19 protein-coding genes and 1 pseudogene are annotated in these 24,332 nt (G+C 72.4%); 10 read left to right on the forward strand and 10 right to left on the reverse strand.

Annotated features, from left to right (window positions below):
• The first annotated feature begins 34 nt into the window (after positions 1 to 34).
• Together chpH and DEP02_RS27675 are read left to right on the forward strand one after the other, a co-directional pair.
• Positions 35 to 268, forward strand: a complete 234-nt coding sequence (chpH, locus tag DEP02_RS27670) for a chaplin ChpH (RefSeq protein WP_112470413.1) — start codon at positions 35 to 37, stop codon at positions 266 to 268.
• Between the two features lie 242 nt (positions 269 to 510).
• Positions 511 to 1,395 carry a chaplin gene (locus DEP02_RS27675; RefSeq protein WP_112470414.1) on the forward strand — a complete coding sequence of 295 codons (885 nt, stop codon included), beginning with the start codon at positions 511 to 513 and terminating at the stop codon, positions 1,393 to 1,395.
• Between the two features lie 72 nt (positions 1,396 to 1,467).
• On the opposite strand, the gene DEP02_RS27680 is transcribed toward DEP02_RS27675, so the two are convergent.
• Entirely contained in the window at positions 1,468 to 1,656 is a 189-nt protein-coding gene (locus tag DEP02_RS27680) for a DUF5703 family protein (protein WP_030244084.1), read from the reverse strand.
• Between the two features lie 47 nt (positions 1,657 to 1,703).
• Here DEP02_RS27680 and DEP02_RS27685 point away from each other — a divergent pair, with 47 nt between their 5' ends.
• The gene (locus DEP02_RS27685; RefSeq protein WP_112470415.1) at positions 1,704 to 2,441 is read left to right on the forward strand and encodes a hypothetical protein; all 738 of its coding nucleotides are present in this window, start codon (positions 1,704 to 1,706) and stop codon (positions 2,439 to 2,441) included.
• A gap of 48 nt (positions 2,442 to 2,489) precedes the next feature.
• Here the strand turns inward: DEP02_RS27685 and DEP02_RS27690 are convergent, their stop codons facing one another.
• Both DEP02_RS27690 and DEP02_RS27695 read right to left on the reverse strand, forming a co-directional pair.
• Positions 2,490 to 4,718, reverse strand: coding sequence for a helix-hairpin-helix domain-containing protein (locus DEP02_RS27690; RefSeq protein WP_112470436.1), 2,229 nt, complete (start codon positions 4,716 to 4,718; stop codon positions 2,490 to 2,492).
• 350 nt (positions 4,719 to 5,068) lie between these two features.
• Complete coding sequence (locus DEP02_RS27695; RefSeq protein ID WP_112470437.1) at positions 5,069 to 6,052, reverse strand: aldo/keto reductase; 984 nt, start codon at positions 6,050 to 6,052, stop codon at positions 5,069 to 5,071.
• Positions 6,053 to 6,172: 120 nt separating this feature from the next.
• Here DEP02_RS27695 and DEP02_RS27700 point away from each other — a divergent pair, with 120 nt between their 5' ends.
• Together DEP02_RS27700 and DEP02_RS27705 are read left to right on the forward strand one after the other, a co-directional pair.
• Positions 6,173 to 7,228 carry an LLM class F420-dependent oxidoreductase gene (locus DEP02_RS27700; RefSeq protein WP_112470416.1) on the forward strand — a complete coding sequence of 352 codons (1,056 nt, stop codon included), beginning with the start codon at positions 6,173 to 6,175 and terminating at the stop codon, positions 7,226 to 7,228.
• A gap of 488 nt (positions 7,229 to 7,716) precedes the next feature.
• A complete protein-coding gene (locus DEP02_RS27705; protein ID WP_112470417.1) occupies positions 7,717 to 8,523 on the forward strand; it encodes a ferritin-like domain-containing protein in 807 nt (268 codons plus the stop codon).
• A gap of 15 nt (positions 8,524 to 8,538) precedes the next feature.
• On the opposite strand, the gene corA is transcribed toward DEP02_RS27705, so the two are convergent.
• Complete coding sequence (corA, locus tag DEP02_RS27710; protein WP_112470418.1) at positions 8,539 to 9,540, reverse strand: magnesium/cobalt transporter CorA; 1,002 nt, start codon at positions 9,538 to 9,540, stop codon at positions 8,539 to 8,541.
• A gap of 61 nt (positions 9,541 to 9,601) precedes the next feature.
• Here corA and DEP02_RS27715 point away from each other — a divergent pair, with 61 nt between their 5' ends.
• The 4 genes from DEP02_RS27715 (at position 9,602) to mshC (ending at position 13,555) form a co-directional block, all read left to right on the forward strand.
• The gene (locus DEP02_RS27715) at positions 9,602 to 10,288 is read left to right on the forward strand and encodes a histidine phosphatase family protein (protein ID WP_112470419.1); all 687 of its coding nucleotides are present in this window, start codon (positions 9,602 to 9,604) and stop codon (positions 10,286 to 10,288) included.
• 114 nt (positions 10,289 to 10,402) lie between these two features.
• Positions 10,403 to 10,993 (forward strand): DUF3090 domain-containing protein, encoded by a 591-nt coding sequence (locus DEP02_RS27720; protein ID WP_112470420.1) that lies wholly within the window; start codon positions 10,403 to 10,405, stop codon positions 10,991 to 10,993.
• A complete protein-coding gene (locus tag DEP02_RS27725; RefSeq protein WP_112470421.1) occupies positions 10,957 to 11,799 on the forward strand; it encodes an SCO1664 family protein in 843 nt (280 codons plus the stop codon). The genes DEP02_RS27720 and DEP02_RS27725 overlap by 37 nt, the downstream gene beginning before the upstream one ends.
• Positions 11,800 to 12,325: 526 nt before the next feature.
• On the forward strand, positions 12,326 to 13,555 hold the full coding sequence (gene mshC, locus DEP02_RS27730; protein ID WP_112470422.1) for a cysteine--1-D-myo-inosityl 2-amino-2-deoxy-alpha-D-glucopyranoside ligase: 1,230 nt from the start codon (positions 12,326 to 12,328) through the stop codon (positions 13,553 to 13,555).
• Positions 13,556 to 13,615: 60 nt separating this feature from the next.
• On the opposite strand, the gene DEP02_RS27735 is transcribed toward mshC, so the two are convergent.
• From DEP02_RS27735 to DEP02_RS27760, 6 genes and pseudogenes are all read right to left on the reverse strand, one after another.
• Positions 13,616 to 14,614: a PAC2 family protein gene (locus DEP02_RS27735; RefSeq protein ID WP_112470423.1), complete on the reverse strand. Its 999-nt coding sequence runs from the start codon at positions 14,612 to 14,614 to the stop codon at positions 13,616 to 13,618.
• Between the two features lie 254 nt (positions 14,615 to 14,868).
• Positions 14,869 to 15,006 (reverse strand): annotated as a pseudogene (locus tag DEP02_RS35035) (GntR family transcriptional regulator); the annotation flags it as partial.
• 138 nt (positions 15,007 to 15,144) lie between these two features.
• Positions 15,145 to 16,761, reverse strand: a complete 1,617-nt coding sequence (locus DEP02_RS27745) for a glycerol-3-phosphate dehydrogenase/oxidase (protein WP_112470424.1) — start codon at positions 16,759 to 16,761, stop codon at positions 15,145 to 15,147.
• 9 nt (positions 16,762 to 16,770) lie between these two features.
• Positions 16,771 to 18,309 carry a glycerol kinase GlpK gene (glpK, locus tag DEP02_RS27750; protein WP_112470425.1) on the reverse strand — a complete coding sequence of 513 codons (1,539 nt, stop codon included), beginning with the start codon at positions 18,307 to 18,309 and terminating at the stop codon, positions 16,771 to 16,773.
• Positions 18,310 to 18,406: 97 nt separating this feature from the next.
• On the reverse strand, positions 18,407 to 19,201 hold the full coding sequence (locus tag DEP02_RS27755) for an MIP/aquaporin family protein (RefSeq protein ID WP_112470426.1): 795 nt from the start codon (positions 19,199 to 19,201) through the stop codon (positions 18,407 to 18,409).
• 315 nt (positions 19,202 to 19,516) lie between these two features.
• On the reverse strand, positions 19,517 to 20,281 hold the full coding sequence (locus DEP02_RS27760) for an IclR family transcriptional regulator (protein WP_112470427.1): 765 nt from the start codon (positions 20,279 to 20,281) through the stop codon (positions 19,517 to 19,519).
• Positions 20,282 to 20,599: 318 nt separating this feature from the next.
• Between DEP02_RS27760 and metH the strand changes: the two genes are divergently transcribed.
• Positions 20,600 to 24,112 carry a methionine synthase gene (gene metH, locus DEP02_RS27765; protein ID WP_112470428.1) on the forward strand — a complete coding sequence of 1,171 codons (3,513 nt, stop codon included), beginning with the start codon at positions 20,600 to 20,602 and terminating at the stop codon, positions 24,110 to 24,112.
• The last annotated feature ends 220 nt before the right edge of the window (positions 24,113 to 24,332 follow it).

Consider the following 24,332-nt stretch of genomic DNA (forward strand, 5'->3'; position numbering starts at 1 on the left):
ACCAAGAGATCGCTTATTTCAACGAGGAGGAATAATGATCAAGAAGGTCGTCGCTGCCGCGGTTGCCACCGGTGGGCTGGTTCTCGCGGGCGCCGGCGTGGCCGCCGCCGACTCCGGTGCCCAGGGTGCCGCCGTGCGCTCCTCGGGTGTCGCTTCCGGAAACGTCGTGCAGGTGCCGGTCCACGTGCCGGTGAACGTCTGCGGCAACACGATCTCGGTGATCGGGCTGCTGAACCCTGCCGTCGGCAACGTCTGCATGAACAAGTGACGTTGTGCCCCGCCCTCGTGAGGGTCTGATTCCACCGACTCCGTAGGGGACTGAGCCGGTCGGCCCCGGAGCGCACGCCGTGTGCTCCGGGGCCGACCTGGTTTCCGCGCGGTCGCAACGGCGGTTTCCGGCCGGGGCGAATACGCGTTCCGGAAGGTTTTTCGAAAGTCGAAAAATCGAAAAGCCGAAAAATCGAAACGTTTCGAAGAGGCCGAAGAGGCCGAAGGTAGGGATTCAGCGATATGCGACAGGTCACCCGCAAGGGCCTGATGACCGTGGCCGCAGCCACCGGCGTGATCGCCGCCGCGAGCGGCTACGCCCACGCCGACGCGGGCGCGGCCGGAGCCGCGTCCGACTCGCCGGGCATGCTGTCCGGCAACACGGTGCAGGTGCCGGTCCACGTGCCGGTGAACGTCTGCGGCAACACGGTCAATGTCGTCGGGCTGCTCAACCCGGCGGTCGGCAACACCTGCGCCAACCAGGGCGGCGGCAGCCACACGTCAGGGGGGCACGGTGACTCCGGGCACGGCGACTCGCGTCACCACGGCTCCGGTCACCACCGCTCCGGGCGCGGCGGCTCGCACGCCGGTGGGCACACCGGCGGCTCGCCGGGCGTGGGCTCGGGCAACCACGTCCAGGTGCCGGTCGACGTGCCCGTCAATGTCTGCGGCAACAGCGTCGACGTGATCGGTGTGGGCAACCCGGTCACGGGCAACCACTGCGGCAACGGCGGTGGAGGACACCACGGCACGCCTCCGGGCGGCGACCACGAGACCCCGCCCGAGCACCCGGGCACTCCCGGCAACCCGGGCAACCCCGGGACTCCGGAGCACCCCGGGACGCCTGGCAACCCCGGTACGCCGGAGCACCCGGGCACTCCCGGGAACCCCGGCACCCCTGGCCGGCCCGGTACGCCGGCCACGCCCTCCGCCCCGGGTGGCGGCACCCCCGGTGGCTCCGCGCGCGTGAACCAGCCGGGCACGCACTCCGTCGCCGCGCCCGGCAGCCGGGCGCAGCTCGCCCACACCGGCAGCGACCTGCCGATGAGTGCCGTCCTGCCGGTGGGCGCGGGAGCGCTGCTCGCGGGCGCCGTGCTGTACCGCAGGGCCCGGGCCGCCGCCCGGTAACCAGCATCTGCGGTGCACATGACACAGTGGGCCCCGCGTCTGCGGGGCCCACTGTGGCCCGGGCGTCTCAGCTCACCATGTGGCACGCACCTGGCGGATGATCCGCCGGCGCAACCGCACCCTGCGGCTGCCGTCGCGCAGCAGGCTCAGACGGTACAACTCCCAGTGTCCGTACTCGGCGTGGTCCGTCAGCAGACGTGCCGTCTCCTTGCGGGAGACCCCGCGCGGTACGTACACGTCGACAAATTCGTATTCCGGCATCGCATCTATTGTGCGGTCCGGGGCCCGGTACGGATAGCGTCTGCACTATGTCTGATGCTGCGCAGCCCACCGCTGCCGAGGTACGTGCCGCCGCCGAGGCGGTCAAGACCGCGCTCGACCGCCACCTGGCCGCGGTCGAACGCAGGTCGGGGGAGGAAGACCCGGCCGTCTACGAGGCGTTCAATCAGCTGGCCGCGGCCGCGGAGGCGTACGACGAACTGCTCTACGACCGCTACGACGAGGTCACGCCCTTCGAGATCCCCGGTGACGACTCGCTGCCGCCGTACACGGGCCCGGAGGAACCGCACGCGATCAGCGTGCTGATCCGCCGCGACTACGCCGTGGCCGAGCCGCATCGGCTGCTGGCCCAGGCCCGGCGGGTGGAGGCCGCGGACACCGAGGCCGGCCCGGGCATCGACGAGAACGCCTCCGCGACGGTGCCCGGGGCGCTCGGCATCCTGTTCGGTGAGTTCGAACCGGACGAGATCGCCACCCGGCACAACGAGTTCGGCCTGGAGGAGGGCGACTCCACCCTGTGGGTCACGGCCGCGGACGAGCCCGCCGACCCGGGCGACTGGCTGGAGGCGCCCTTCGAGCACGTCGACCCGGAGCGGGTCGTCTGCCGCTTCGACGTCAGCGCGGTCTTCGACGACGACGAGGACGGCGATGTCGTCGTCATCGCTGACGACGACATCGATGACGACGACGATCTGGACGACGACGATCTCGGCACCGGACTCAACGACGACGACGAGCTGGAGCCGCTGGACGCGGCCGACCGCTGAGCGGCGGCGGCTGAGCGGCGGCGGACGCGCCCGCAGTCTCCCCCCGTCTCAGCCCGCCGCCCGTTCCTCCGCCGCCCGCGCCTGCGTGCGGAGCAGGTCGGGCAGGCGGGTCGTACGGGGCTTCGCCGACACCTCGGCCACAGCCTTCGAAAGCGCCTGCTCCACCCCGTGCACCACGGACAGATGACGGCTCGCCCGGCCGAACGCCGTGTAGACCCACGGCCGGCTGAGCGCCCGCGCCGCGTCGCCGGGCAGCACCACGACCACCGCGGGCCACCGGCCGCCCACCGCCTGGTGCGCGGTCAGCGCCCACCCGTGCCGCACCTGCGTCTCCACCCGCTCCCTCGGTACGACCACGGGGGCGCCCGAGCAGGACAGGTGCAGTCCCTCGGCGTCGGCCTTCACCACGTGACCGGACAGCGCACGGCCCGGGGCGGGGGAGTGGACGACCCGGTCGCCCGGGTCGAATCCGCCGAAGCGGCCGGGCCCCGGATTGAGCCGCGCCTTCAGCGCCGCGTTCAGCGCGCGGGTGCCGGCCGCGCCGCCGTGACCCGGGGTGATCACTGTCGTCTGCTCGACCGGGACGCCGATGGCCCGCGGCACCGAGTCCGCGACGAGCTGCACGGTCCGGTGCACGGCCTCCCCCGCGTCCCGCACCGGAACGATCACGACCTCCTTGCCGGGCGCCGCCACCTCGCCCAGCTCGCCGACGCCGATGCCGGAGACCAGCTCGCCCAGCGGGCCCGGATCCGGCACGCGCGAGGCGAACTGGGGGCAGACCCGCGCCGCCAGCAGATCCGCGAAGACCCGCCCGGGCCCCACGGACCACAGCACCCCCGGATCCCCGGCCAACACCAGCCGGGCGCCGTCCGGCAGCGACTCCACGAGCAGGGCCGCCGACTCCACGTCCAGCTGGGGGGCGTCGAGCACGACGAGCAGGTCCAGGGCGAGTGAGCCGTCCTCGTCCCGTCCGGGGCCCTCGGCTCCGGACAGCAGCCCGGCCACCGTGGCGACGGCGGGCGCAGGGGTCCCGGACGGTCCGACGGCCTCCTGGAACTGCCGCAGCAGCTCCGCGAACCCGTCCCGGCCGAGCGGGCTGTGGGCGGCGGCCCACGCGCGCAGCCCCAGCCGCCGCGCCTCACCCAGCAGCCGGGCGGGCTCCACGCGGGAGGCCTCGCCTCCCGTGTGCAGGACCAGGCCGTGGCCCGCGACCGCGCGGAGCAGCTCGGCGGCGGAGCCCTGGGCGGAGGCGGCGGCCCGCTCCCAGTCCTCGGACGGACCGCTCTCCTCCGGTACGGAGCCGATCAGCCGGGCCAGTCCGTCGGCGAGGCTCTCCTCGGCGAGCGCGTACCGCTCCAGGCCCACGAGGACGCGCACCGGGCGCTCGCCCTCCCCGTCCGCCTCCTGGGTGTCCTGGAAGGCCAGGGCCTCGCCCTCCGCGAGCGTGCTGTGCAGGGCCGATTCGGGGTCGGGCACCGCCCGCTGGACCAGCGCGGCGGTCAGCGCCGCGGCGTCCAGGGCCGTGTGCCCGGCGAGGGCCGCCTGCTCCAGCAGCCACACGGTGAGGGCCCGGCCGCGCCGTTCGTCGTCCGGACGGCACTCCGCGCCGAGCAGGGCACGCGCGAACCCGTCGGCCTGCTCCGGCCGTACGCCCCTCACGCGCAGCAACTGCCAGGGGTCGGCGCGCAGCCGCTCCTCCGCGCCCTCCCCGAGGGCCGCGGCGACCTGAGGCGCGAGCGTCTCCGGGGCACCGCCCTCGCTCAGCACGAGGCGCACGCCCCGGACACTCCCGGGCGCGGGCGCCGCGGGCGCGGTGGCCGCCTCGACGGAGGCGTGCCCGGGCCGCCGTACCGGCTCGGGGGCGACCCGCCGCGGCACGGTCTCCGGCTCTGCGAGGACGCCGACCGCGGGCTTCTCCCCGCTCTCCACGGCCCGCACCGCCGCCAGCAGACCGGCCGCCTTGCCGCTCAGCTTCCCCCCGCTCTCGATCGGCCCCTTCTTCGCCGCCTTCCGCCGCTCGATCCGCTCCCGCTCGACCTGCTGAGCCGCAAGCTCGGCCTCGGCCTCGGACATTCGGTCCCCACCTGGATCCCCCGCCGCGCCGGAGCCCTCCGCCGCGCCGGAGCCGGCCGTCGCGTCCGAGTCGGCTGTCGCGCCGGTACGGACCGTGGGGTCCGGGCCCGCTGCCGCGCCGGAGCCGTCCGCCGGGTCCAAGCCGGTTGCTGTGCCGGAAGCGGCCGTCGCGCCGGAGCTGCCTGCGGCGTCCGGGTCCACCATGGCGTCGGGACCCGCCGCCGCGTCCGAGCCGACCGCCGTGCCGGCACCGCTCTCCGCGGCGGCCGCGCCGCCGTCCGGCTCGCCGCCTTCCCCGGGGCCGCTGTCGCGCATGGCCGTGCGGTTCTCCAGATCGGCGCGCTCGCGAGTGCCGCTGCCGTTCGCGACCGTGTCGCCGTCCGACTCCGCGTCCTCGGCAGCGCCACCGCTCGCGCGTGCGCCCCCACCGGCCTTCGCGCCGCCGCGCTCTTCGGCAGCCGCCCCGCCGCCCCGCTCGCCTGCGGGGGCGTCGGCGGCCCCGGGGCCGGGGTCCGGGATGCCAGGCCCGGAGTGTTCCGTGGTCTCCGGCTCGCTCACAGCGTGCTCCAGTCGTGATCGGGATAGCGGTGCACGGGCGCCGACACGTCGTCGAGCGCCCGGCAGATCTCGTCAGGAAGACTAAGCGCCTCCACCGACAACGCCGCCGTGAGCTGCTGTGCGGTGCGGGCGCCGACGACCGGCGCGGCCACGCCGGGTCGGTCGCGGACCCAGGCGAGGGCGACCTGGAGCGGGGTCACCGCCAGCCCGTCCGCCGCCGTGGACACCGCGTCCACGATGCGGCTCGCGGTGTCGTCGAGGTACGGCTCGACGAAGGGCGCCAGCTGCTCCGAGCCGCCCCGCGAGTCCGAGGGCGTCCCGCCCCGGTACTTGCCGGTCAGCACACCGCGGCCCAGCGGTGAGGAGGGCAGCAGGCCGATGCCCAGGTCGAGGGCGGCCGGCAGCACCTCGCGCTCGACGCCCCGCTGCAGCAGCGAGTACTCCATCTGCGTGCTCGCCAGCCGCGTCCGGGTGCCCGGCGCCGCGAGCTGCCAGGTCGCCGCCTTGGCCAGTTGCCAGCCGCAGAAGTTGGAGACGCCGGCATAGAGCGCCCGGCCGCTGCTCACGGCCAGGTCGAGCACCTGCAGGGTCTCCTCCAGCGGTGTGTACGGGTCGTAGGCGTGGACGTGCCACACGTCGACGTGGTCCGTGCCGAGGCGGGCGAGCGAGGCGTCCAGCGCCGCCAGCAGATGGCCGCGGGAGCCGTCGAAGCGGCGGTCCGGGTCCGGGACGCTGCCCGCCTTGGTCGAGACGACCAGGTCACGGCGGGGCACGAGGCCGTCCATGAGCCGCCCGAGCAGGTACTCGGCCTCCCCGTCGCCGTACACGTCGGCCGTGTCGACGAGAGTGCCGCCCGCCTCCCAGAACACCTTCAGCATGTCCGCGGCGTCGTGCTCGTCGGTGCCCCGGCCCCAGGTCAGGGTGCCGAGGCCGATGCGGGACACGCGCAGGCCCGTACGGCCGAGATGCCTCTGCTCCATGAACGCCGACATTACTGGCCAGAACTGGGACATGGGTCACCTGTGGACAACCCAAAATCCCGCAGGTCCGCGCTAGTGTTCCCCGGACAAGGAACGTTACTGATCGGTAAGGGGAGCGGCATGCAGCTCGGGATCAACCTCGGCTACTGGGGTGCCGGGATGGACGCGGACAATCTGGCCGTCGCGCAGGAGGCGGACCGGCTCGGCTACGCCGTGTGCTGGGCGGCCGAGGCCTACGGCTCCGACGCGGCCACCGTGCTCACCTGGGTCGCCGCACAGACCGAGCGCATCGACGTCGGCTCGGCCATCTTCCAGATCCCCGCCCGGCAGCCCGCGATGACGGCGATGACGGCCGCCACCCTGGACTCGCTGTCCGGCGGCCGCTTCCGGCTCGGCCTCGGCGTCTCCGGCCCTCAGGTCTCCGAGGGTTGGTACGGCGTGAAGTTCGACAAGCCGCTGGCCCGCACCCGCGAGTACGTCGAGATCATCCGCAAGGCGATGACCCGCGAGCGGCTGACGTACGACGGCGAGCACTGGACGCTGCCGCTGCCCGGCGGCCCGGGCAAGCCGATCAAGCTGACCGTGCACCCGCAGCGCGAGCACATCCCGCTCTACATCGCCGCCATCGGCCCGAAGAACCTGGAGCAGACCGGCGAGATCGCCGACGGCGCCCTGCTCATCTTCCCCTCCGCCGACCACCTGGAGGAAACGGCGGTCAAGCACCTGCGCGCGGGCCGTGAGAAGGCCGGCAGGACCATGGACGGCTTCGACGTCTGCCCGACCCTGCCGCTCGCCGTCGGCGACGACAAGGACGTGGCCCGGCTCGCCGACACCTTCCGCCCCTACACCGCGCTGTACGTCGGCGGCATGGGCAGCCGCGAGCAGAACTTCTACAACCAGCTCGCCCGCCGCATGGGCTACGAGAAGGCGGCCGCCGAGATCCAGGACAAGTACCTCTCCGGCGACAAGCAGGGCGCGGCGGCGGCCGTACCGCAGGAGCTCATCGACCAGACCACGCTGCTCGGTTCCGTCGACCGGATCGCGGACCGCATGAAGGCGTACGCGGCGGTCGGCGTCACCACGCTGACCCTCGCCCCCGCCGGCTTCACCCTGGAGGAGCGACTCGCCTCGCTCCGCGCCGGCACCGAGGCCCTGGAGCGCGCGGGACTGGCGTGACACGGGAGTACCGCCCGGGGAGGGGGGAGGTGCGCCCGGCAAGCCCAGGGGCTTTCCGCGGCCGTGGTGGGGGCTCGGGGGTCCACCCCGCCACGGCCGTCACCGAGAACAACGCGCCCGTCCCCGTGCGGTTACGCACACCCCGCGGCCCTCCGGCGCTCCGCCGTTCGGAGCAGCGCTCCCGCACCGTTCCCGAAGACCGAACACGAGTTGCGCGTACTCAGCCGCACACCTCGAACGGTCGTGGGCGTTCCCCCACTGCCTCAAGGGCGTGGGAGGTACCCCCGGGTCCCCGGCGTCCCGGATCGCACTGATCACGACACTCCGGTCAGCCCACGCCCCGCAAGCCCGCGAGCCGACCATCACACGAACGAGCCGAACGGACCTTGCCAGGCTTCCCGGCGAGCAGACGCCACCCCCTGTTGCGGCGCTCCCGCGGCTGCACTTGACTCGTTCTTCGCGGCAGTCCGGCAGGGAGGTGGCCCGCGATGCTCTCGCCCAGGAGCCTGTTCCAGGAGATCCTCGACCACGACGAGTCCTTCCGGCTGTTCTGCTCCATCGCGGCCGGCGGTGAGGCGCAGGGCGGCTGGGAGAACCGCCGGATCGCCGCCCTCGTGCCGGAGAGCGAGCGCGACCTCGCCCCGAAGATCGCACGCCACGGCGCGGACGAGGACAAGCACGGGCGCATCTTCCACGCCCTGCTGAGGAAACGCGGTCTGGACCCCGTCCCGGTGCCCGCCGAGACCGACTACACGATGCTCCTGGAGAAGCGGGGCATCGGACTGGCGCACGACAGGCTCAGGTCCGACGAGCCGCTCACCGTGCGGGACCTCATCGTCTACCTGGCCCACAGCAGGGTCACCGAACAGCGCGCCTGCGAGCAGATGGAACTGCTGTGCCGGCACTTCGGCGACCACCCCGACGTGGGCCGGGCGGTGCGCATGATCGCGCGGGACGAGCACAACCACCTCGCCTACTGCCACGAGGAACTGCTGCGCCTGGCCGCCGCCGGGCACGGCCCGGCCATCCGGAGCACCCTGCACGCGTGCGCGTGGGCCGAGATCCGCGTCCACCGCGACGTCAGCCTCGCCGTGATGGCCCGTATGGGCCGCCTCCTCGGCTGGACGAAGGCCCGCTCGGCGCTCGTCGCGGCCGGCATCCACGCCGTGTACGTCCACGAGCTGCTGGTGGGCCGGCGTCGGATGGTGACCCTGTCCATGCCCGAGCGCCGCGACGCCCTCGGCGCACCGGCCGCCCCGGCACCCGCCTCCGAAACCGAGCCGGAGCCCGCCTGACCGGCGGGCCGCGCCCTACAGCCAGCCCCGCCGCTTGAACTGCCGGTACAGCAGCAACTCCAGCAGCGCCATCAGCACGATCACCGCCGGGTACGACCACGTCCAGTGCAGCTCCGGCATGTGGTCGAAGTTCATGCCGTAGATCCCGGCGATCATCGTGGGGACCGCGGCCATGGCCGCCCACGCGGAGATCTTCCGCATGTCGTCGTTCTGCTGGACGCTGGTCTGTGCCAGGTGCGCCGACAGGATGTCCGAGACCAGCCGGTCGAGACCTTCGACCGACTCGTTGACCCGGGTCAGATGGTCGCTGACGTCCCGGAAGAACGGCCGGGCCTTGTCGTCCACGAAGGGCACGGGCGGGGAGAAGACGCCCGCCCCGGTGCCGGCCAGGCGGGCCATCGGCAGGGCCAGCGGGCCCGTCGCCCGCCGGAACTCCGTGATCTGGCGTTTGAAGTTGTAGATCCGCGAGGCCGTGTGCCGCGAGCCGCCCCGGTCCGGCGAGAAGACCTCCGCCTCCAGCTCCTCCAGGTCCGTCTGCAGCTCGGTGGCCACCACCAGATAGTGGTCGACGGTGGAGTCGGCGATCGCGTACAGCACGGAGGTGGGCCCCTGGCCGAGCATCTCCGGCTCCTGCTCCAGCCGGTGCCGCACGACGGCCAGCCCGTCGCTCTCGCCGTGGCGGACCGTCACCACGAACGAGTCACCCAGGAAGATCATGATCTCACCGGTGGAGACGACGTCGCTGTGCGGCTCGTACATCACGGGCTTGAGCACCACGAACAGCGAGTCGTCGTAGATTTCCAGCTTGGGCCGCTGGTGGGCCTTCAAAGCGTCCTCGACCGCCAGCGGATGCAAGGCGAACTCCTCGGAGACCAGGCCGAACTCCTGCTCGCTCGGCTCGTGCAGCCCCACCCACACAAAGCCCCCCGCGGCCCGTGCCGCGGCCAGCGCGTCCGAGAAGTCCTCGGGCCCCTGGGCGCGGTGGCCGTCACGGTAGATGGCGCAGTCGACGATCACAGAGTGTGTGCTCCCTTCGCCCGGTCACCGCCGGAGCCGTCCGTACGCCTACCCTGGCGGCATGCCCACGCTGATCCTTGTCAGGCACGGACGCTCCACCGCGAACACCGCCGGACTGCTGGCCGGCTGGACCCCAGGGGTCGCCCTGGACGAGCGCGGCGCCGCACAGGCCGCCGCGCTGCCCGGACGGCTCGACGGGCTGCCGATCGCCGAGGTCGTCACCAGCCCGCTGCAGCGCTGCCAGGAAACGGTACGGCCGCTCCTGGAGGCCCGGCCAGAGCTGAGGGCGCACACCGACGAGCGCATCGGGGAGTGCCGCTACGGCGACTGGTCCGGCCGCAAGCTCGCCGAACTCAAGGACGAGCCGCTGATGGAGGTGGTGCAGGCGCACCCCTCGGCGGTGGCGTTCCCCGGCGGCGAGTCCATGCGCGTGATGCAGACGCGCGCCGCCGAGGCGGTGCGCGAGTGGAACGCGCGCGTGGAGCGCGACCATGGGGCCGACGCGGTCTATCTGATGTGCTCGCACGGTGACATCATCAAGTCTCTCATCGCGGACGCGCTCGGTCTGCACCTGGACCTCTTCCAGCGGATCTCGGTCGAGCCGTGTTCGGTCACCGCGATCCGCTACACCCGGCTGCGGCCGTTCCTGGTACGGCTCGGGGACACCGGGGACTTCGCGTCCCTGGTGCCGCGCGAGGAGCCCGCGGACGACGACGCACCCGTCGGGGGCGGCGCGGGCGCACCGTGATCGTCGGCCGCAGTAGGGTGAAGCGGTCGCCGCCGACTTGCCGACCGGGTCGACTCGCCGATTCCGTCGACCCTCCCGATTCCGCCGTTCACACGATTCCCATGGAGACAGGACGTGTCCCGTCAGGTGTTCCTCTACGACCCCCCGGACCGCTTCGTGGCCGGTACGGTCGGACTGCCCGGGCGCCGTACGTTCTTCCTCCAGGCCACCGCCGGCTCCCGGGTGACCAGCGTGGCCCTGGAGAAGACCCAGGTCGCCGCGCTCGCCGAGCGCATGGACGAACTGCTCGACGAGGTGGTGCGCCGTAGCGGCGGCAGCGCCGCCGTGCCCGCCGTGGCGCCCGCCGAGATCGCCGACACCGGTCCGCTGGACACCCCCATCGAGGAGGAGTTCCGGGTCGGCACCATGGCGCTCGCCTGGGACGGCGAGGAACAGCGCATGATCGTCGAGGCGCAGGCGCTCGTCGAGATCGACGTGGAGTCCGAGGAGGACCTCGCCGAGGCCGAGGAGCGGCTGCTGCAGGACGAGGAGAACGGCCCCCCGATGCTGCGGGTCCGGCTCACCGGCGCGCAGGCGAGGGCCTTCGCCAAGCGCGCCCTGGACGTCGTCAACGCCGGACGGCCGCCGTGCCCGCTGTGCAGCCTCCCGCTCGACCCGGAAGGACACGTATGTCCGCGCCAGAACGGATACCGCCGCGGGGTGTGACGCCCGACGAGGCGCCCGGCGCGGCGCCCGCCGAGCTGCTCGCCCAGGGCGAGCTGACCGTGCGCGGCCGGATCCGCGAGGCCTCCAACACGGCGCTGTTCTGCACGGTCGCCTGCGACGGCCAGGAGGCGGCCTGCGTCTACAAGCCGGTCGCGGGGGAGCGTCCGCTGTGGGACTTCCCCGACGGCACGCTCGCCGCGCGCGAGGTGGCCGCGTACGAGGTCTCCGAGGCGACCGGATGGGACCTGGTACCGCCCACCGTGCTGCGTGACGGCCCGTACGGCGAGGGCATGGTGCAGCTGTGGGTCGAGGCGACCCCGGACGCGGAGCTGCTCGCGCTGCTGGACGCCGAGGAGCCCGGGCCGGGCTGGAAGGCGATCGGGTTCGCCGAGGTCGGCCGGGGCCGCACCGCGCTGCTGGTACACGCCGACGACGAGCGGCTGCGCCGCCTTGCCGTCCTGGACGTCGTGATCAACAACGCCGACCGCAAGGGCGGCCACCTGTTGCCGACCTCCGACGGGCGCCTGTACGGCATCGATCACGGCGTGACCTTCAACGTCGAGAACAAGCTGCGTACCCTCCTGTGGGGCTGGGCGGGCGAACCTCTCCCGCCGGACGTCCTGGACGTCCTCAAGTCCCTCGAGGACACCCTCGCCGACAACGCTCCCCTCGCCACCCGCCTGACCTCCCTGATCACCCCGGCCGAACTCAGCGCCACACGCGCACGCGTGAACGCCCTCCTCACCACCGGCACCCACCCGGAACCCACCGAGGACTGGCCGGCGATCCCCTGGCCACCGGTGTAGGCCGGCAACGCCGGCCCGGCGTCGTCGGCCTTGCGGCCTCGGCGGGTGCCGTGGCGGCGTCGAGTCCGGTGGTGGTTCTGGTCGAGAAGCAGCGGCTTCGTCCCGCGCGGTGGGTGCTTGGGCACGGGTCGCCGCGGTGTGGGCGGGCAGCCGACCCGGCGATCCCCTGGCCACCGGTGTAGGCCGGCCGCCGGTGTGGTGCGGTCGCTCACCCCCGTCCGGCCCGGCCTCGTCGGCCTTGCGGCCCGAGGTGTGCCGCGGCGACGTCGCAGACGGGTGGCGGTTCTGGTCGAGGAGCCGTGGTTTCGTCCGGCGTCGGCCCGCGCGTTGGGTGCGGGTCGCCGCGGTGTGGGCGGGCAGCCGGCCCCGGCCGCGTTGTGTCGGCGGAGCTGTCGGCAGGGGTGGGGGCGCCGCCCCGCCGGGAGTGGGTGTCAGCACACCCGGCGGGATCACGCAAGAGCGTCTTCCCGGTCATCCGGTCCGGTCCGGTTCGTATACGGGACCGCGGTCCGGTTACGCTCATGACATGCATGCCTGGCCCGCTTCCGAGGTCCCCGCCCTGCCAGGTCAGGGCCGCGATCTGAGGATCCACGACACCGCGACCGGAGGTCTGGTCACCCTCCAGCCCGGTCCCGTCGCCCGTATCTACGTCTGCGGCATCACGCCGTACGACGCGACCCACATGGGTCACGCGGCGACCTACAACGCGTTCGACCTCGTGCAACGCGTGTGGCTCGACACCAAGCGGCAGGTCCACTACGTCCAGAACGTGACCGACATCGACGATCCGCTGCTGGAGCGGGCCCAGCGCGACGACGTCGACTGGGTGAAGCTGGCCGAGCGGGAGACGGCCCTGTTCCGCGAGGACATGACCGCCCTGCGGATGCTGCCGCCCCGGCACTACATCGGCGCCGTGGAGGCGATACCCGGCATCGTCCCGCTGGTCGAGCGGCTGCGGGACCTGGGCGCGGCGTACGAGCTCGACGGGGACGTGTACTTCTCCGTCGAGTCCGACCCCCACTTCGGCGAGGTCTCCCACCTGGACGCCGCGGCGATGCGGCTGCTGTCCGCCGAGCGCGGCGGCGACCCCGACCGCTCCGGCAAGAAGAACCCGCTCGACCCGGTCCTGTGGCTGGCGGCCCGGGACGGAGAGCCCAGCTGGGACGGCGGCTCCCTCGGCCGCGGCCGACCCGGCTGGCACATCGAGTGCGTGGCGATCGCCCTGGACCACCTCGGCATGGGCTTCGACGTCCAGGGCGGTGGCTCCGACCTCGCCTTCCCGCACCACGAGATGGGCGCCTCGCACGCCCAGGTGCTCACCGGCGAGTTCCCGATGGCCAAGACCTACGTGCACGCCGGCATGGTGGCCCTCGACGGCGAGAAGATGTCCAAGTCCAAGGGCAACCTGGTCTTCGTGTCGCGGCTGCGGCGCGACGGCGTGGACCCGGCCGCCGTCCGGCTCGCGCTCCTCGCCCACCACTACCGCTCCGACTGGGAGTGGACCGACCAGGTCCTCCAGGACGCCGTGGCACGCCTCGGCCGCTGGCGCTCGGCCGTCTCCCGGCCCGACGGCCCGTCCGCCGACGCGCTGGTCGAGGAGATCCGCGACGCCCTCGCCGACGACCTGAACGCCCCCGCCGCCCTCGCCGCGGTCGACCGCTGGGCGGCCCTCCAGCAGGAGCGGGGCGGCGAGGACATCGGCGCCCCCGGCCTCGTCTCGCGCGCCGTGGACGCCCTGCTGGGCGTGGCTCTCTGACCCGGGCGCGACACAGCGTCAGGGGCGGTGCGCGTCACACGCACCGCCCCTGACGTCCGTTCACGCCTCCGAGGAGTCCTCGCCGTCCGCCTCGTCCGTCTCGCCGGCCTCCGGCTTCGGAGGCTTCGAAGGCCGTGTACGGCCCCCGGGCCCCTCCCGCCGGTACGAGCCGCCCTCTCCGCCGTCCGCCGTGGCGTGCCCGCCCGACGACGGGCCACCGCCGTCCCGGCGTCGCAGATACCGCTCGAACTCGCGGGCGATCGCCTCGCCCGACGCCTCCGGCAGCTCCGCGGTGTCCCGGGCCTCCTCCAGCGTCTGCACGTACTCCGAGACCTCGCTGTCCTCGGCGGCCAGCTGGTCCACCCCCACCTGCCAGGCCCGCGCGTCCTCCGGCAGCTCGCCCAGCGGAATGCGCAGGTCGAGCAGGTCCTCCAGCCGGTTGAGCAGGGCCAGCGTGGCCTTCGGGTTCGGCGGCTGCGAGACGTAGTGCGGCACCGCCGCCCACAGGGAGACCGCCGGGACACCGGCGTGCGTGCAGGCCTCCTGCAGTACACCCACGATGCCCGTCGGCCCCTCGTACTTGCTCTCCTCCACGTCCATCCGGCGGGCCAGGTCGGCGTCCGACGTGGTCCCGCTGATCGGAACCGGACGTGTGTGCGGGGTGTCGCCGAGCAACGCGCCCAGGATGACCACCAGCTCCACGCCCAGCTCGTGCGCGAAGCCGAGCAGCTCGTTGCAGAACGAGCGCCAGCGCATGGACGGTTCGATGCCGCGGACCAGCACCAGGTCGCGCGGCTTCTCCCCGCCGACCCGGACCACCGACAGTCTCGTCGTCGGCCAGGTGATCTTGCGTACGCCGCCGTCCATGAACACCGTGGGGCGGTTCACCTGGAAGTCGTAGTAGTCCTCGGCGTCCAGCGCCGCGAACACCTCGCCCTTCCACTCCCTGTCCAGATGCGCGACCGCGGTGGAGGCGGCGTCGCCGGCATCGTTCCAGCCCTCGAACGCGGCCACCATGACCGGGTCGATCAGCTCGGGAACCCCCTCGAGCTCGATCACCCAGCGCCTCCTTCCGACGTGCCCTCGCCTGACCCACCAACCTTACGGCGTGCGGCGGGGGCGCTCGCAGCCCCCTTGCACGAGGGAGTGAACGGATGACTGCCCCGTTCCCCGTGACCGAACACCCGGAGATCACCACCGGACCGGAGAGTGGAGCGCGGCCACCGCTCGACGCTCGCGATGTGCAACGTCGCCGCTTCCGCGCCGCCTCCGCGCCGCCTCCGCGTCCCGGTCGCGGCCGGCTCCAGGATGTGGCGCACCGCCTCCCGCAGGGGGTTGCGCGACAGGTCCAGTCCGGCGGTGGGTCCGCTCTCCTTGGGCAGCCGGTCGCCGGGGCGCAGCGCACCGGAGGCGATCATGCTCTTGATCTTCTCGATCGCCTCGTCGGTCACCGCCCTGCCCGGCCTCCCCGTCGCTCGGACATCGGATGTCCGAGCACAACATGGAGGCGGAAAAGCGGCTGGTCCCCCGTGCGAAGAACGGCCGGCCCCCAGCGCGGTGGGAGCCGGCCGCTCGGCACCGCCCGACGGTCACTTCCCGTCGAGCAGGTCCCGCACCTTCGCCCGGACCTCGTCCGTGGCCAGACCGCGGACGGTCAGCGTCGTACGCCGGCGCAGCACGTCCTCCGGCGTCTGGGCCCACTCGTGGTCGCGGGCCCAGACGACCTGCGCCCAGATCTCCGGGGCGTCCGGGTGGATCCGCTCGCCCAGCTCCGGGTGCTCGTTCGCCAGCCGGGCGATGTCGAAGGCCAGCGAGCCGTAGTGGGTGGCCAGGTGCCGGGCGGTGTCGGCGGCCATGCGCGGGCCGGGCGCCGGACGGTCCACCAGCAGCCGGTGGGCGACCGCGCGCGGGTTGGCGATGCCCGGCAGCGGCAGCTTCCTCGGCAGCGCTGAGACCGGCTCGAAGTCCTCGCCCAGCGGGGCGCCCGGCAGTGTCTGGAGCTTCTTCATCACCGTACGGCCGATGTGCCGGAAGGTGGTCCACTTGCCGCCCGCCACCGACAGCATGCCGCCCCTGCCCTCGGTCACCACCGTCTCGCGCCTGGCCTTGGATGTGTTGCCGGGCCCGCCCGGCAGCACCCGCAGCCCGGCGAAGGCGTACGTGATCAGGTCGCGGTCGAGCTGCCGGCCGCGGATGGAGAACGCGGCCTCGTCGAGTATCTGCGTGATGTCCTTGTCGTCGACCGCGACATCGGCCGGGTCGCCCTCGTACTCCTCGTCGGTGGTGCCGAGCAGCAGCATGTCCTCCCAGGGGAGGGCGAAGGTGATGCGGTACTTGTCGATCGGGGTGGCCAGCGCCGCCTTCCACGGTGAGGTGCGCCTGAGGACCAGGTGCGCGCCCTTGGACAGGCGGATGGAGGGCGCCGCGTTCGGGTCCTCCATCCTGCGCAGGTGGTCCACCCACGGCCCGGTCGCGTTCAGCACCAGCCGGGCGTCCACGCCGAACTCGTCGCCGGACAGCCGGTCCCTCAGCTCGGCGCCGGTGACCCGGCCCCGGGTGAAGCGCAGCCCGGTCACCTCGGCGTGGTTGAGGACGACCGCGCCCGACTCGACGGCCGCGCGGACCGTCATCAGCGCCATGCGCGCGTCGTTCATCTGGTCGTCGCCGTAGACGGCCACGGCCCTGAGGTTCTCGGTGCGCAGCTCGGGCACGTCCTGCGCGGCCTTCGCCGGGCTGAGCAGGTGGCCCACGCCGTCACCGAAGGCGGACAGCGCGGAGTAGGCGAACACGCCCGCCCCGAGCTTCGCCGCGCCGTGCGGGCCGCCCTTGTACACGGGAAGGTAGAAGGTCAGCGGATTCGCCAGGTGGGGGGCCACCTGGCGGGAAACCGCACGGCGCTCGAAGTGGTTCTCCGCCACGAGCTTCACCGCGCCGGTCTGCAGATAGCGCAGACCGCCGTGGAGCAGCTTGGAGGAGGCGGAGGAGGTGGCGCCGGCGAAGTCGCCGGCGTCGACCAGAGCCACCCTGAGGCCGGACTGCGCGGCGTGCCAGGCGGTGGAGATGCCCAGGATGCCGCCGCCGATCACGAGGAGGTCGTACGTCGCCTTGGAGAGCTGCTCCCGGGTCTCGGCGCGGCCCGGGTTCGAGCCGGAGGCCGGGTGCGTCCCCAGGGCAGGCACGGTCTGCAGGGTGGACTGACGGGTCATTGCGGTTTCTTACTCCTCGTCCTCGAGCCAGCCCATGGTCCGCTCGACGGCCTTGAGCCAGTTCTTGTACTCACGGTCGCGGAGGTCCGCGTCCATGCGGGGGGTCCACTCGGCGGCCCGGCGCCAGTTGGCGCGCAGGTCGTCGGTGCTGTTCCAGAAGCCGACGGCGAGACCGGCGGCGTAGGCGGCGCCGAGGCAGGTGGTCTCGGCGACCATCGGACGCACCACGGGGGCGTCCAGGAAGTCCGAGAGCATCTGCATCAGCAGGTTGTTGGAGGTCATGCCGCCGTCGACCTTGAGGGCGGCGAGTTCCACCCCGGAGTCCTTGGTCATGGCGTCCGCGATCTCCCGCGTCTGCCAGGCGGTGGCCTCCAGGACGGCGCGCGCGAGGTGCGCCTTGGTGACGTACCGGGTCAGGCCGGCGATCACACCGCGGGCGTCGGAGCGCCAGTACGGTGCGAACAGGCCGGAGAAGGCCGGCACGAAGTAGGCGCCGCCGTTGTCCTCGACCGAGAGCGCCAGCGTCTCGATCTCGGGGGCGGTGGAGATCAGGCCCATCTGGTCGCGCATCCACTGCACCAGGGAGCCGGTGACGGCGATCGAGCCCTCCAGGGCGTAGACCGGCTTGTCGTCGCCGATCCGGTAGCCGACGGTGGTCAGCAGACCGCTGTAGGAGTTGATGATCTTGTCGCCGGTGTTCATCACCATGAAGGTGCCGGTGCCGTACGTCGACTTGGTCTCGCCCTCGGAGAAGCAGGTCTGGCCGAACAGGGCCGCCTGCTGGTCGCCGAGCGCGGAGGCGACCGGGATGCCGCCGAGCAGCTCGCCCAGCTTGCCGCCCCTGATCTCGCCGTAGACCTCGGCGGAGGAGCGGATCTCGGGCAGGATCCGCTGGGGCACGCCGATCGACTCGCAGATCTTCTCGTCCCACTCCATGGTGTGCAGGTTCATCAGGAGGGTGCGGGAGGCGTTGGTGACGTCGGTGACGTGCCTGCCGCCGTCCGTGCCGCCCGTCAGGTTCCAGATGACCCAGGTGTCCATGGTGCCGAAGAGCAGGTCGCCCGCCTCGGCGCGCTCGCGCAGGCCCTCGACGTTGTCGAGCAGCCAGCGGGCCTTGGGACCGGCGAAGTAGGAGGCGAGGGGAAGGCCGGTCTCGCGGCGGAAGCGGTCCTGGCCGACGTTGCGGCCGAGCTCCCTGCACAGGGCGTCGGTGCGGGTGTCCTGCCAGACGATGGCGTTGTGGACGGGCTCACCGGTGTTCCTGTCCCACAGCACGGTGGTCTCGCGCTGGTTGGTGATGCCGATGGCCTTGATGTCGTCGCGGGTGATGCCGGCCTTCTCGATGGCTCCGGCGACGACCTCCTGGACGTTGGTCCAGATCTCGGTGGCGTCGTGCTCGACCCAGCCCGGCTTGGGGAAGATCTGCTCGTGCTCCTTCTGGTCGACGGAGACGATCCGGCCGTCCCGGTCGAAGACGATGCAGCGGGAAGAGGTGGTGCCCTGGTCGATGGCCGCGATGAACGGGCCGGCGGTGTGGGCGTCGGTCACTGTGTGCTCCTGAGGTCCGTGATCGATGGGGCGGTGGTTGCGGCGCGTGCGGTGCGGCGCGGTGCGCGGGGCGCGAAGGAGTGGGGCGCCGGGCTCATCAGGCGAAGGCCACGTTGTAGATGCCCGCGGCGATGGCGCCGCCGACGAGCGGGCCGACCACCGGGACCCAGGCGTAGCTCCAGTCGGAGCCGCCCTTGTTGGGCAGGGGCAGCAGGGCGTGGACGATACGGGGGCCGAGGTCACGGGCGGGGTTGATCGCGTAGCCCGTGGGGCCGCCGAGGGACAGGCCGATGGAGACGACGACGAGTGCGACGATCAGGCCGCCGAGGACACCGAGGCCGTTGCCCTGGTCGTTCAGGCCCTGGGTGAGGACCGCGAGGATCAGCACGATCGTGCCGATGATCTCCGTGGCGAGGTTCTGCACCGCGTTGCGGATCTCGGGACCGGTGGAGAAGACGCCGAGGACCGGACCGGCGCCCTTTTCCTGCGCCTCGACCGCCTTGGCGGCGGTGGCCTGGGCGCCCGGACCGCCGACGATCTCCCGGTCGGTGAGGTGCGCCTGGAACTGGCCGTAGTAGGCGACCCAGACCAGAGCCGCGCCGATCATGGCGCCGAGCAGCTGGCCGGCGACATAGGCCGGAACGTTCGCCCAGTCGCCGTCCTTGATGGCGAGGGCGACCGTCACGGCCGGGTTGAGGTGGGCGCCGGAGACCGGGCCCGAGACGTACACCGCCGTCATCACGGCGAAACCCCACCCGAAGGCGATGGCGAGCCAGCCGGCGTTACGGGCCTTGGAGGCCTTCAGGGTCACGGCGGCGCAGACTCCGCCGCCGAGCAGGATGAGTACGGCGGTACCGATGGTCTCGCCGATGAAGATGTCGGAGCTGGACACCCGCGACTCCTTTGTCCTTCGTCCGGGGTAGCCGAACCCCGGGTCCCACCGGGGGTCTGGCGCCCTCGGGGGGTGAGAGCGATGCCGGCCCTGGCGTTGCCACACCCTAACGTGTATTTCCGGAAGGTGTTCGACAATGCCGACCGATGGACGGGAGTCTCACCGCACGGTCAGGTGGGCGTCAAGAGTGCTGCTGTCGAAAGTGCGATCGTTACTGATCGCCGGGCGGCCGGGCCTGTCGCGGGTATGCGAAAGGCCGGTACGTCGGTGACGTACCGGCCTGTGGTGTGCGGTTCGGCATGGGTTGTACGGCGCTCAGAACCGCCTGGCGCCCAGGTCCCGCGAGACCGCTCGGGCGCAGTCCCGCACCGACGCGATGAGCTCGTGGCGCAGCTCGCCCTCCGGGCACACCCGCTCCACGGCGCCGGTGATGCCGACCGCGCCGACCGGCATCCGCCGCCGGTCGTGGATGGGCGCGGCGATGGAGGCGACGCCCTCCCAGGTCTCCTCCACGTCGGCGGCGTAGCCACGCGCGCGCGTGACGTCGAGGATGCGCTCGAAGCCGTCCAGGTCGCACACGGTGCGGCCGGTGAACGCCTTGCGGTCGGCCTCGACCGCCTCGCTGTGCGCGACGGGGTCGTAGGCCGAGAGCACTTTGCCCAGGGCCGTGGAGTGCAGCGGCTGCATCGCGCCGATCTCCAGCACCTGCCGGCTGTCGTCCGGGCGGAAGACGTGGTGCACGATCAGCACGCCGTGGTGGTGCAGTACGCCCAGGTAGACGCTCTCCCCGCTGGAGCGGGCCAGGTCGTCCGTCCAGACCAGGGCGCGCGCCCTCAGCTCGTGCACGTCGAGATAGGTGGTGCCCAGGCGCAGCAGCTCCGCGCCCAGCTGATAGCGCCCGGAGGCCTCGTCCTGTTCGACGAAGCCCTCGTGCTGGAGGGTGCGCAGTATGCCGTGGGCGGTGCCCTTGGCCAGACCCAGTGAGGAGGCGATGTCCGACAGGCCCAGTCGCCGCTCGCCGCCTGCCAGCAACCGCAGCATCGCGGCCGCCCTTTCGAGCGACTGGATGTTCCGTGCCATCGCCGTCCTGCCTCCGTCCCCTTCGACCGTCGGCGGACGGCCTTCGTGCCGCCCGTTCGGCAATGCCGAACACTACCGGTCCATGCCGACTCACCGCCAATGGTTCGGTCGACACCTGTTGCACGGCCCGACCCCGGGATGATCCGCCGGTCATCCTCGTCCGCTTGGTGGACGCCACGCTCGTCGGGGTCCGGTCCCGGCTACCCTGGCGGCGTGCGCTCCCCTCGGGAAGCTGTGCGCCCGGTTCCCGGAACCGTGCGCGCCGCCCGGGGGGAGAGACGCAAAGCCGACAGCCGTCGCACCTGAGGGAGCCCTTTCATGGCCTCGTTGCCGCTGACCCCTTCCGCCGACAGCCGGACCCGTGTGTCCGCTCTCCGTGAGGCGCTCGCCACCCGTGTGGTGGTCGCCGACGGAGCGATGGGCACCATGCTCCAGGCCCACGACCCGACCCTCGAGGACTTCCAGAACCTCGAGGGCTGCAACGAGATCCTGAACCTCACCCGGCCGGACATCGTCCGGTCGGTCCACGAGGCCTACTTCGCCGTGGGCGTGGACTGCGTGGAGACCAACACCTTCGGCGTCAACCTCACCGCTCTGGCCGAGTACGACATCGCCGAGCGCGTCACCGAGCTGTCCGAGGCGGGCGCCCGCCTCGCCCGCGAGACGGCGGACGAGTTCACCGGCCGGGACGGCCGGCCCCGCTGGGTGCTGGGCTCGATGGGGCCCGGCACCAAGCTGCCCACCCTCGGGCACACCACGTTCACCGCCATCCGCGACGCCTACCAGCAGAACGCCGAGGGCCTGCTCGCGGGCGGCGCGGACGCGCTGCTGGTGGAGACCACGCAGGACCTGCTGCAGACCAAGGCCTCCGTCATCGCCGCCCGCCGTGCGATGGAGCGGGTCGGCCTGGAGGTCCCGCTGATCGTGTCGGTGACGGTGGAGACGACCGGCACCATGCTGCTGGGCTCGGAGATCGGTGCGGCGCTGACCGCGCTGGAGCCGCTGGGCGTGGACATGATCGGCCTGAACTGCGCGACCGGGCCGGCCGAGATGAGCGAGCACCTGCGCTACCTGTCCCGGCACGCGCGCGTGCCGCTGTCCTGCATGCCCAACGCCGGCCTGCCGGTGCTGACCAAGGACGGCGCGCACTACCCGCTGACCGCGCCCGAGCTGGCGGACGCGCAGGAGCACTTCGTCCGCGACTACGGGCTGTCCCTGGTGGGCGGCTGCTGCGGTACGACGCCGGAGCACCTGCGCCAGGTGGTGGAGCGGGTGCGGGACCTGACGCCGGTGGAGCGCAGCCCGCGCCCCGAGCCGGGTGCGGCTTCCCTGTACCAGACCGTCCCGTTCCGCCAGGACACCTCCTACCTGGCGATCGGCGAGCGGACGAACGCCAACGGGTCGAAGAAGTTCCGTGCGGCCATGCTGGAGGGCCGCTGGGACGACTGCGTGGAGCTGGCGCGGGAACAGATCCGCGAGGGCGCGCACATGCTGGACCTGTGCGTGGACTACGTCGGCCGGGACGGCGTGGCGGACATGGAGGAGCTGGCCGGGCGGTTCGCCACGGCCTCGACGCTGCCGATCGTGCTGGACTCCACCGAGGTCGACGTCATCCGGGCCGGCCTGGAGAAGCTGGGCGGCCGTGCGGTGATCAACTCGGTGAACTACGAGGACGGCGACGGGCCCGAGTCGCGGTTCGCGCGGGTCACCGCGCTGGCGCGGGAGCACGGGGCGGCGCTGGTCGCGCTGACCATCGACGAGGAGGGCCAGGCCCGCACCGCCGAGCGGAAGGTGGAGATCGCCGAACGGCTGATCGCCGACCTGACCGGCAACTGGGGCATCCGCGAGGAGGACATCCTCGTCGACTGCCTGACCTTCACCATCTGCACCGGCCAGGAGGAGTCCCGCGGGGACGGTGTGGCCACCATCGAGGGCATCCGCGAGCTGAAGCGGCGCCACCCGAAGGTGCAGACCACCCTGGGCCTGTCCAACATCTCCTTCGGTCTGAACCCGGCCGCCCGGATCCTTTTGAACTCCGTCTTCCTGGACGAGTGCGTCAAGGCGGGCCTGGACTCGGCGATCGTGCACGCCTCCAAGATCCTGCCGATCGCCCGCTTCGACGAGGAACAGGTGCAAACGGCCCTGGACCTGATCCACGACCGGCGGCGCGAGGGCTACGACCCACTGCAGAAGCTCATGCAGCTGTTCGAGGGCGCCACGGCGAAGTCGCTGAAGGCGGGCAAGGCCGAGGAGCTGGCCGCGCTGCCCCTGGAGGAGCGGCTGAAGCGGCGGATCATCGACGGCGAGCGCAACGGCCTGGAGGCCGACCTGGACGAGGCGCTGCGGACCCGTCCCGCGCTGGACATCGTCAACGACACCCTGCTGGACGGCATGAAGGTGGTCGGTGAGCTGTTCGGCTCCGGGCAGATGCAGCTGCCGTTCGTGCTGCAGTCCGCCGAGGTGATGAAGGCGGCCGTCGCCCATCTCGAGCCGTACATGGAGAAGACCGACGAGGCCGGCAAGGGCACGATCGTGCTGGCCACCGTGCGCGGGGACGTGCACGACATCGGCAAGAACCTCGTCGACATCATCCTGTCCAACAACGGCTACAACGTGGTCAACCTCGGCATCAAGCAGCCGGTCTCCGCGATCCTGGACGCCGCCGAGGAGCACCGGGCCGACGTGATCGGCATGTCCGGGCTGCTGGTGAAGTCCACGGTGGTCATGAAGGAGAACCTGGAGGAGCTCAACACCCGCGGCCTGGCGACGACCTATCCGGTGATCCTCGGCGGCGCGGCCCTGACCCGCGCCTACGTCGAGCAGGACCTGCACGAGCTGTACGGGGGCGAGGTCCGCTACGCCCGCGACGCCTTCGAGGGCCTGCGCCTGATGGACGCGCTGATCGGGGTCAAGCGGGGCGTGCCCGGGGCGAAACTGCCCGAGCTGCGGCAGCGCCGGGTGCGGGCGGCCACGGTGGAGATCGATCAGCGCCCGGAGGAGGGACACGTCCGCTCGGACGTCGCCACGGACAACCCGGTCCCCACCCCGCCGTTCTGGGGCACCCGGGTGATCAAGGGCATCCAGCTCAAGGAGTACGCGTCCTGGCTGGACGAGGGCGCCCTGTTCAAGGGCCAGTGGGGGCTGAGGCAGGCCCGCACCGGCGACGGGCCGACCTACGAGGAGCTGGCCGAGACCGAGGGCCGCCCCCGGCTGCGCGGCCTGCTGGACCGCCTGCAGACGGAGAACCTCCTCCAGGCCGCGGTGGTCCACGGCTACTTCCCCTGCGTCTCCAAGGACGACGACCTGATCGTCCTGGACGAGCAGGGCAACGAGCGCACCCGCTTCACCTTCCCGCGCCAGCGCCGCGGCCGCCGGCTGTGCCTGGCCGACTTCTTCCGCCCGGAGGAGTCGGGCCAGACGGACGTGGTGGGCTTCCAGGTGGTCACCGTCGGCTCGAGGATCGGTGAGGAGACCGCCCGCCTCTTCGCGGCCGACGCCTACCGCGACTACCTGGAGCTGCACGGCCTGTCCGTGCAGCTGGCCGAGGCCCTGGCCGAGTACTGGCACGCGCGCGTGCGCGCCGAACTGGGCTTCGGCGGCGAGGACCCGGACGAGATCCAGGGCATGTTCGAGCTGAAGTACCGCGGCGCCCGCTTCTCCCTCGGCTACGGCGCCTGCCCCGACTTGGAGGACCGCGCCAAGATCGCCGACCTCCTCCAGCCGGAGCGCATCGGCGTCCACCTGTCGGAGGAGTTCCAGCTCCACCCCGAACAGTCCACCGACGCCATCGTCATCCACCACCCGGAAGCCAAGTACTTCAACGCCCGCTGACCCCGTCCGCTCCGTTCCGTCCGGCCGGGTACGCGCCTGCCCCGTGCTCCGGGTGCCCTGTGCGGGCCCTGCCCCCAGGGACCGGCGCCCAGGGACCGGCGCCCGGGCAGGGGACGCCGCGTCGCCCACAACGCGTTCTGGTCGTGGGCGACGTAAAATGGTCGGTCCATTGCAGGCCGGTTCCCCGCGGGGAACCGGCCTGGTCGTCCCTCAAGGAGGT

Origin of the sequence: Streptomyces triticisoli, assembly GCF_003270085.1 — a bacterium.
Classification (GTDB): Bacteria; Actinomycetota; Actinomycetes; order Streptomycetales; family Streptomycetaceae; genus Streptomyces; species Streptomyces triticisoli.

Excerpts from the sequence above, each read along its gene's own strand:
- chpH (WP_112470413.1), top strand. The coding sequence starts at position 35 with ATGATCAAGAAGGTCGTCGCTGCCGCGGTTGCCACCGGTGGGCTGGTT.
- DEP02_RS27675 (WP_112470414.1), top strand. The coding sequence starts at position 511 with ATGCGACAGGTCACCCGCAAGGGCCTGATGACCGTGGCCGCAGCCACC.
- DEP02_RS27680 (WP_030244084.1), bottom strand. The coding sequence starts at position 1,656 with ATGCCGGAATACGAATTTGTCGACGTGTACGTACCGCGCGGGGTCTCC.
- DEP02_RS27685 (WP_112470415.1), top strand. The coding sequence starts at position 1,704 with ATGTCTGATGCTGCGCAGCCCACCGCTGCCGAGGTACGTGCCGCCGCC.
- DEP02_RS27690 (WP_112470436.1), bottom strand. The coding sequence starts at position 4,718 with ATGGTGGACCCGGACGCCGCAGGCAGCTCCGGCGCGACGGCCGCTTCC.
- DEP02_RS27695 (WP_112470437.1), bottom strand. The coding sequence starts at position 6,052 with ATGGAGCAGAGGCATCTCGGCCGTACGGGCCTGCGCGTGTCCCGCATC.
- DEP02_RS27700 (WP_112470416.1), top strand. The coding sequence starts at position 6,173 with ATGCAGCTCGGGATCAACCTCGGCTACTGGGGTGCCGGGATGGACGCG.
- DEP02_RS27705 (WP_112470417.1), top strand. The coding sequence starts at position 7,717 with ATGCTCTCGCCCAGGAGCCTGTTCCAGGAGATCCTCGACCACGACGAG.
- DEP02_RS27715 (WP_112470419.1), top strand. The coding sequence starts at position 9,602 with ATGCCCACGCTGATCCTTGTCAGGCACGGACGCTCCACCGCGAACACC.
- DEP02_RS27725 (WP_112470421.1), top strand. The coding sequence starts at position 10,957 with ATGTCCGCGCCAGAACGGATACCGCCGCGGGGTGTGACGCCCGACGAG.
- mshC (WP_112470422.1), top strand. The coding sequence starts at position 12,326 with ATGCATGCCTGGCCCGCTTCCGAGGTCCCCGCCCTGCCAGGTCAGGGC.
- DEP02_RS27745 (WP_112470424.1), bottom strand. The coding sequence starts at position 16,761 with ATGACCCGTCAGTCCACCCTGCAGACCGTGCCTGCCCTGGGGACGCAC.
- DEP02_RS27760 (WP_112470427.1), bottom strand. The coding sequence starts at position 20,281 with ATGGCACGGAACATCCAGTCGCTCGAAAGGGCGGCCGCGATGCTGCGG.
- metH (WP_112470428.1), top strand. The coding sequence starts at position 20,600 with ATGGCCTCGTTGCCGCTGACCCCTTCCGCCGACAGCCGGACCCGTGTG.